General features: G+C 34.5%; 1 protein-coding gene. It reads left to right on the plus strand.

Going from position 1 to position 514, the window contains the following annotated elements; genetic code table 11:
• Positions 1-64: 64 nt before the first annotated feature.
• On the plus strand, positions 65-514 hold a 450-nt coding region (locus GQX97_RS14620), incomplete at its 3' end, for a (2Fe-2S)-binding protein (protein ID WP_157152388.1).

A 514-nucleotide genomic window follows, 5' to 3' on the forward strand; every position in this document is an offset into this window, starting at 1 on the left:
GCTTTGAAACATCATTTTACAAGCATACCTATATTACCAGAAAATATTGCGGAGGTGTTGTGATATGGCTATAAGTTTTACTGTTAATAATAAAAAAATTAATACAGAATTAAATCCGCTTACTAGATTAATAGATTTTTTGAGAGATGAATTAAAACTTACAGGYACTAAAGAAGGCTGCGGAGAGGGTGAATGCGGTGCTTGTGCTGTTTTGATGAACGGCAAGGTTGTTAATTCTTGTTTAATTCCTATAGCTTTATGCGAGGGAAAAGAAATTTTAACTATAGAAGGTTATACAGAAACAGAGAAAGGAAAAATAGTAACAAAAGCTTTTATTGATGAGGGCGCTGTGCAATGCGGTTTTTGTACTCCTGGAATGGTGATGTCAACAGAGGCTATTTTGAATGATACAAAAGGAAATCCTACTGAAGAAGAAGTTAGAAGAGGGCTTTCTGGAAACTTATGCAGATGTACTGGTTATGACCATATAGTTAATGCTGTATTAAGAGCTTCT

The sequence above is a fragment of the Brachyspira sp. SAP_772 genome (assembly GCF_009755885.1).
GTDB lineage: Bacteria > Spirochaetota > Brachyspiria > Brachyspirales > Brachyspiraceae > Brachyspira.